The sequence below is a fragment of the uncultured Leptotrichia sp. genome (assembly GCF_938036635.1).
In the GTDB taxonomy this organism is placed as follows: Bacteria; Fusobacteriota; Fusobacteriia; order Fusobacteriales; family Leptotrichiaceae; genus Leptotrichia; species Leptotrichia hongkongensis.
Genome location: NZ_CALHQO010000500.1, coordinates 1 through 6374 on the forward strand (window position 1 = coordinate 1; position 6374 = coordinate 6374).

6 protein-coding genes and 1 pseudogene are annotated in these 6374 nt (G+C 28.3%); 6 read left to right on the forward strand and 1 reads right to left on the reverse strand.

Going from position 1 to position 6374, the window contains the following annotated elements:
* Nucleotides 1-188: 188 nt before the first annotated feature.
* From Q0370_RS10075 to Q0370_RS10090, 4 genes are all read left to right on the forward strand, one after another.
* Nucleotides 189-896 (forward strand): GntR family transcriptional regulator, encoded by a 708-nt coding sequence (locus Q0370_RS10075; RefSeq protein ID WP_299575283.1) that lies wholly within the window; start codon nucleotides 189-191, stop codon nucleotides 894-896.
* 211 nt (nucleotides 897-1107) lie between these two features.
* Entirely contained in the window at nucleotides 1108-2352 is a 1245-nt protein-coding gene (locus Q0370_RS10080; protein ID WP_299575285.1) for a pectate lyase, read from the forward strand.
* A gap of 145 nt (nucleotides 2353-2497) precedes the next feature.
* Nucleotides 2498-3163, forward strand: a complete 666-nt coding sequence (deoC, locus tag Q0370_RS10085) for a deoxyribose-phosphate aldolase (RefSeq protein ID WP_299575293.1) — start codon at nucleotides 2498-2500, stop codon at nucleotides 3161-3163.
* A gap of 370 nt (nucleotides 3164-3533) precedes the next feature.
* Nucleotides 3534-4256, forward strand: coding sequence for an endonuclease/exonuclease/phosphatase family protein (locus Q0370_RS10090; RefSeq protein ID WP_299575287.1), 723 nt, complete (start codon nucleotides 3534-3536; stop codon nucleotides 4254-4256).
* Nucleotides 4257-4565: 309 nt separating this feature from the next.
* On the opposite strand, the gene Q0370_RS10095 is transcribed toward Q0370_RS10090, so the two are convergent.
* Nucleotides 4566-5366 carry an amidohydrolase family protein gene (locus tag Q0370_RS10095; RefSeq protein WP_299575289.1) on the reverse strand — a complete coding sequence of 267 codons (801 nt, stop codon included), beginning with the start codon at nucleotides 5364-5366 and terminating at the stop codon, nucleotides 4566-4568.
* 132 nt (nucleotides 5367-5498) lie between these two features.
* Here Q0370_RS10095 and Q0370_RS10100 point away from each other — a divergent pair, with 132 nt between their 5' ends.
* Together Q0370_RS10100 and Q0370_RS10105 are read left to right on the forward strand one after the other, a co-directional pair.
* Entirely contained in the window at nucleotides 5499-5849 is a 351-nt protein-coding gene (locus tag Q0370_RS10100; protein WP_299575291.1) for a helix-turn-helix domain-containing protein, read from the forward strand.
* A 212-nt stretch (nucleotides 5850-6061) separates the two neighbouring features.
* Nucleotides 6062-6374, forward strand: a pseudogene (locus Q0370_RS10105) (Fic family protein); the annotation flags it as partial.

Genomic DNA, 6374 nt, shown 5'->3' on the forward strand with positions numbered 1-6374 from the left:
TATAATAAATTAACTTTAAAAGTTGTGGTTATTTCATTCAAATTATAAAAAAGAAATACGATGTTAAAGGGATTATAGCATTTCAGTTTAGAACGATATAGAAGGTTGGATATAGACAATTTCGTGTTTTTACATATTCTTACTTCAAATTTTAAAAAGGATTGACTATAATTTTGGAAAGGTAAAGAATGAGTAAATATAAAGAAGTATATAACAATATAAAAAAACAAATTAAAGATGGAAAATTGAAACCAAAAGATTATTTAAAAAAGGAAGCAGATTTTGCCAAAGACTATTCCTGTTCAGTGCTTACTGTGAGAAAAGCACTTGCTTTGCTGGAATCGGAAGGATATATTCAAAAAATAAAAGGTAAAAGGTCAATTGTGGTTGAAAAAGGGGATTTGAAAAATATTTCGCTTACTTCAATACAGACATTTCAGGAATTGAATAAGATAAAAAATATAGATGTCAAGGCAAATTTAGTTAGTCTATATATAGTACAAGGTGTCGAGGAACTGATGGAAAAATTTAATGTTTCTAAAACTGCTGATTTTTACAAGGTTGTCCGTACATATTCCTTGAATGGCGAAGTTGTTCAGTACGCCACTTCTTATTTTGATAGAAAAATAGTCACTTATCTGAATGATGAGATAGCCAGCAAGTCTATTTATGAATATCTGGAAAATGAATTAAATTTAAAAATATCGTATTCAAGACGGGAAATAAAATTCAGAAGTGCAACAGATGAGGAAAGACGTCATATAAATCTTGAAAATATTGACAGAGTTGTAGTCATTGAAACTTACGCCTATTTATCCAACGGAAATCTTTTCCAATATGAAACAATAACTTATCATCCTGATAAATTTACTTTTACTGCAATTGCTAAAAGATAGTTGCTAAAAATTGAAATATGAAAAAAGTATTGACTTTTTTTGTGTACTATATATTATATATGTATATATATGGAAGATTGATTTTATGACAAATACGAATGACACTAATTAAAAAAATTTATTTTCTTATTTAGAATCAGCAATTGATTATAATGATTTAATGTAAATACAAAGAGAGGATATTTTAGTAAAATACAAAGGAGATGAAAGTATGAAAAAAATAATTTTAGTAATTAGTTTAATGATTTCTTCAGTATTGTGTTCGGCTGAAAAAACTGATTTTATACGAGAAGTATTAGCTAAAAATGATGGATTTGCTTCAGAAGGTAAAGGAACTACGGGTGGAGCTCAAGCTGTTCAGAAAAATATATTTAAAGTTACAAATAAGAAAGAGTTTGTTGCAGCAATTGGAAATAGGAAAAATTCGGAGCCTAAGATTTTGATGATATATGGGACGATAGATTTTGATACAGATGATAATGGTAAGACTTTAAAGAGGGATGATTATATGGCTAAAGGGTATGATTTTGAAAAATATTTGGAAACTCATGCTTCTCAAAGTTCAGCATCTAAAAGTTTGAAAGAAGATCAGGAAGCAAAAAGAGGACAATCTCAAAAAAATCAAAGTAAAAATATTACAGTTCATGTTCCTGCTAATACAAGTATAATTGGAATTGAAAATGCAAAATTAAAAGGTGTAGATTTAGTAATAGATTCTGATAATGTAATTGTAAGAAATATAATGTTCGAATCTCCTTATGATTATTTTCCATCATGGGATCCGAAAGATGGAAAAGAAGGTAACTGGAATTCTGAGTATGACAGTATTTCAATAAAGGGCGGTACTCATATTTGGATAGATCATTGTCATTTTCAAGATGGACCTGAAACTGTTGAAAAATATTTTGGTCGTAAATATGAGCATAGAGATGGTTTAGTTGATATAACAAATCAATCAGATTACATAACTTTATCATATAATATTTTTGAAAATCATAATAAAGCAATTTTGATAGGTAGTAGTGATTCAAAAGTAGCGGATGAAGGGAAATTGAATGTGACTTTACACCATAATTATTTTCATAATTTAGTTCGGAGAGTACCAAGAGTAAGATTTGGAAAGGTTCATGTGTATAATAATTATTATCAATCAGACAATAAAAATAGCGAATATAGTTATTCTTATTCTTTAGGAGTTGGAAAAAATTCAAAAATATATGCTGAAAACAATGTTGCAGATATAGAAGGCAGAGATTATAAAGATTTTGTAAAAGTCTTTGGTGGAAAAGAACTTACAACTGTTAATAATATATTTAATGGACAGAAGATTGATAAATTTGATGAAAGTTTAACAAAAGTAGATTGGACTCCTACGTTATATCAAAAAATAGACGCTACAAATGAAGTAAAAGATAAGGTTTTAAATAATGCAGGAGTATTTAAAAATAAAATGTAATTTGTTTTAATTAAAATACCAAAAAACTGAAAGGCTTGGAGGTATTTTTTTGTTTAAAATAAAGTTGCTAAAATGAGAAAAACTCGGTATACTTATAGTAGAATAAAAATAATAAACAACAAATTAAGGAAGGGAAATGATAATAATGAAAATAAACAAATTTATTGATCATACAATTTTGAAAGCAACAGCTACAAGGGAAGATGTAAAAAAATTATGCGATGAAGCGAAAGAATATGGATTTTATTCAGTTTGTGTAAATGGGGCGAATGTTGAATATGCTTTTAGTCAAGTTAAGGACAGCGATGTGAAAGTTGCGGCAGTAGTTGGGTTTCCTTTGGGAGCGATGGCGACGGATGTTAAGGTGTTTGAAGCTAAAAAGGCTATTGAAGACGGTGCTTCGGAAATTGATATGGTTATTAATGTTGGAGCATTGAAGGACAAGGATTATGATTTAGTGGAAAATGAAATCAGAAAAATAAAAGAGGCAATTGGAAGCAATGTTCTGAAAGTTATAATCGAAACTTGCTATTTGACTGACGGCGAAAAAGTGAAAGCATGTGAATTATCAGTTAATGCAAAGGCAGATTTTGTAAAAACTTCGACAGGATTTGGAACAGGAGGGGCAACATTTGAAGATGTAGAGCTTATGAAAAAAACTGTTGGAAATAAAGCAGAAGTTAAGGCAAGTGGTGGAGTGAAAGACCTTGAAACTGCAAAAAAATATATTGAATTAGGAGCAACAAGACTAGGAACAAGTTCAGGAATTGCAATTGTAACAGGATTGGAAAGTGGAAAAACTGGGTATTAAATTTTAGGCAATAAAGAGGAACATAGTAATAGACTTCTTCAAAAATTATATATTTTTAGAATTTAATAAAAGAAGGATTATGAAGCAAGGGGTTAGTACCCCTTGTTAAAGTAAAAAATTGGATAACAGATATATATGAGAATAATGAAAATTATGAAAAAGAAGTTGCTAAGGAAGAGAAAATTATTATTGAAACATTGAAGAAAAATTTTAGAAGATGGCGATTACAATACATTTGAAGTGCTTCCAAATGGAGATGGAAAAGATAAAAATCGAAGTTATGAATATTTGACTAAAGATGAATAAGAATGGTTTTTATCAATAGGGTAATTGCTTATACAGATAAAATAAAAAGGATAGGAAATAAAAAATGGAATTTAGAATAATGACTTACAATATTTATGGAGCAAGGCTTGCGGATGGGAAAAAATTGGCAAAAAGCATAAAAAAATATAAGCCTGATTTTGTTGCATTGCAGGAAGTTGATAAAAATACGAAAAGAAGTAATTTTCGTGACGTAACGCAGGATTTTGCACTTGAACTTGGGTATAATTATTATTATTTTCAAAAGGCAATGGATTTTGATAAGGGAGAATTTGGAATTGCGTTTGTTTCAAAATATGATGTGAAAAATATATATGTTCACGAGCTGCCGTCTGCTGGAAATGAAAAAAGACAGGTTTTAGCGACACAAATTAGTTCAAAGTATAAAAAACATATTTTGGTTATAAATACTCATCTAGATTATGAACCTACAGTAAAAAGTACCCAAATTGATGATTTAATGACAGTTATAGATTATTTTAAGGGAGATGTGAAATTTTTATGCGGTGATTTTAACCTTTTGCCAACAACAGAGCATTATCGTAAAATTACTGAAAACTGGAATGACACTTATTTTGAAGGCAAGGATTTAGAAAATAAATCAAATCTTGAAAACAGAAATCTTGAAACACAGAGAATTGACTATATAATGGCAAAAAAAGATGCAAATTACAGAACTAAGCAAAGTTTTTTTATAAATGATGATTCGCAGGAATGGACAAAGCTGTCGGATCATTTGCCATATATGGCGGTTATTGAAATGGAATAAATTTATTGGAAATGATTTTGAGATTTTTGAATTAGGGAATGTCTTAAAACTCTCAAAATGATGAATTTTTAACAAATTTTTCTAAATTCAAAAATAATAAATACTGATTATATCGTACTTTGTATAATTTCTAAAATCAAAAAATATTAAAAATAACATAGATTTTGAGTTTTCAGACACAGCTTAATCCTTATACCCCTATTTAAATTTTAAAAAAGCTTTTTATTTTAAATCAGGAGTAAATTTTTAGTCAATGTAGAAAAATTTTGAAGATAAATAGGGGTATGGTAAGAATACCCCTGTTAAAATTTATTTTAATCCCAATAATTTTATGATATTCTCTCCAAGTATTTTATCTGATATTTTTTTAGATGGACTTAAATATTCTATTGCTTGTTTATTTAAAAATGAATCACCGTAAGGAGCGTCAGAACTAAATAGACATTTGTCAGGAACTTCTGTTATTATCATTTTTAATGCGAGTGTAGAAAAAGCGGCGGATAAATCAATGTAGGCATTTGGTGTATTTTTTACAAAATCTGTTACTTCCATCCAGTTATAACCTCCCATATGTCCAAAAATTACTGGTGTTTTGGAATATTTTCTTGTGAGATTTTCAAGAATTTTTATACCGTTTAGAGTGACTGGATTAAAAGTGTGAACCCATATGGGAAAGTTTTCATAGTGTTTTAGTGCTTTAAAAATTGTTTCCAATTGGCTTACTTGCTCATCATTTCCTGGTGTAAATTCGCCAACGCCTTTTAATCCATTGTCAATAATATATTGTTTTATCCAGATTTGAGTTTCTTCAAGGGATAATCCAAGTGGAACAGTTCCAAAGCTATAAAATTTATCAGGATAATTATTTATTACTTTTATTAAATCAGAAATATCCTTTTTAAATCTTTTTTTATTATTTTCAAGAGAATTTTCTCCTCCTAAAATTTTAAATAAAATTGACATCTCATTTTTAAATTCAGTCAATGTTTTAGCTTTTTCAGGATGTGGAGTCGTTGTAAAAAGTATTGCCTTGTCTACTCCTGCTTTATTCATTTGTTCAATTTGTAATTCTGTTGGCAATATTAAATGTTGGTGACTGTCTATTATCATATCTTCTCACCCTTTCATCTTTCTATTATTTTTGATATAATAAAGTATAACATACCTCTTGTAATCAATACAAGTACGCACATTTTTGATATAAAGTATCTTTTTTGATACTTTATTAAAGGAAGGAAAAATATGTCAAAAACAGAAGCAGTTTCAAAAGTTTGTCCAATGGAGTTAGGAATAAACATACTCAGTGGAAAATGGAAATTAAGGATTTTATGGAATTTGTATATTAAAAAAGTGGTCAGATTTAATGAATTGCAAAGAAACCTAGGAAATATTACTACAAAAACTTTGACAGAGCAATTGAGAGAACTTGAAGATAAAAAAATAATAAAAAGAACTATTTATCCTGAAATTCCTCCAAAAGTTGAATATTCTCTAACTGACATAGGTAGTTCTATTGAGCCTGTATTAAAAACTTTATGCGATTGGGGAAATGACTATTTGGAATTGATTAATGATAATACAGATAAGGTTTAAAAATAAGTTATGCAGAAATAAAATTTTCAAGTAAGAAACATTTTCTATTATAATAGAGTTGTTAAAGCTACTATTTAATGAAAAAAGGGGTTTGTATGGCTTTTAGCAAATTTAAAAATAATGAAGTATCGTTATAATTTTTGCAATATGTTTGCATTTTTTCGTCGTAAAAAGTGTGTAACTAGAACATTTTTTCGTTGTAATTTTTGTTGATGGAAGAAAAATATAATCCTGAAATATCAATAAGAATATCAATGAATGATTATAAAAAAGAAGAATGGTTGTTAAATTTACGGTTGTATATGACAGAAGAAAGTAGAAATATTGTGAAAAAAGAAAAAAATGACTTAAAAATGACTGATATTTTGACTGATAAAGAGTTACAAAGGCTGAAAATACTGAAAGTGTATTTTGAGGAAAATAATTATATTGATAATAGTGAGGCTCAAAAGATTTTGAATGTTTCGGATTCTACGGCGAGAAGATTTTTGAATAAACTTCTGAAAAATAGGATTTTGGAGGCGT

What these genes read in the sequence shown, in the direction of transcription:
- Q0370_RS10075 (WP_299575283.1), top strand. Translation starts at nt 189, where the DNA reads ATGAGTAAATATAAAGAAGTATATAACAATATAAAAAAACAAATTAAA.
- Q0370_RS10080 (WP_299575285.1), top strand. Translation starts at nt 1,108, where the DNA reads ATGAAAAAAATAATTTTAGTAATTAGTTTAATGATTTCTTCAGTATTG.
- deoC (WP_299575293.1), top strand. Translation starts at nt 2,498, where the DNA reads ATGAAAATAAACAAATTTATTGATCATACAATTTTGAAAGCAACAGCT.
- Q0370_RS10090 (WP_299575287.1), top strand. Translation starts at nt 3,534, where the DNA reads ATGGAATTTAGAATAATGACTTACAATATTTATGGAGCAAGGCTTGCG.
- Q0370_RS10095 (WP_299575289.1), bottom strand. Translation starts at nt 5,366, where the DNA reads ATGATAATAGACAGTCACCAACATTTAATATTGCCAACAGAATTACAA.
- Q0370_RS10100 (WP_299575291.1), top strand. Translation starts at nt 5,499, where the DNA reads ATGTCAAAAACAGAAGCAGTTTCAAAAGTTTGTCCAATGGAGTTAGGA.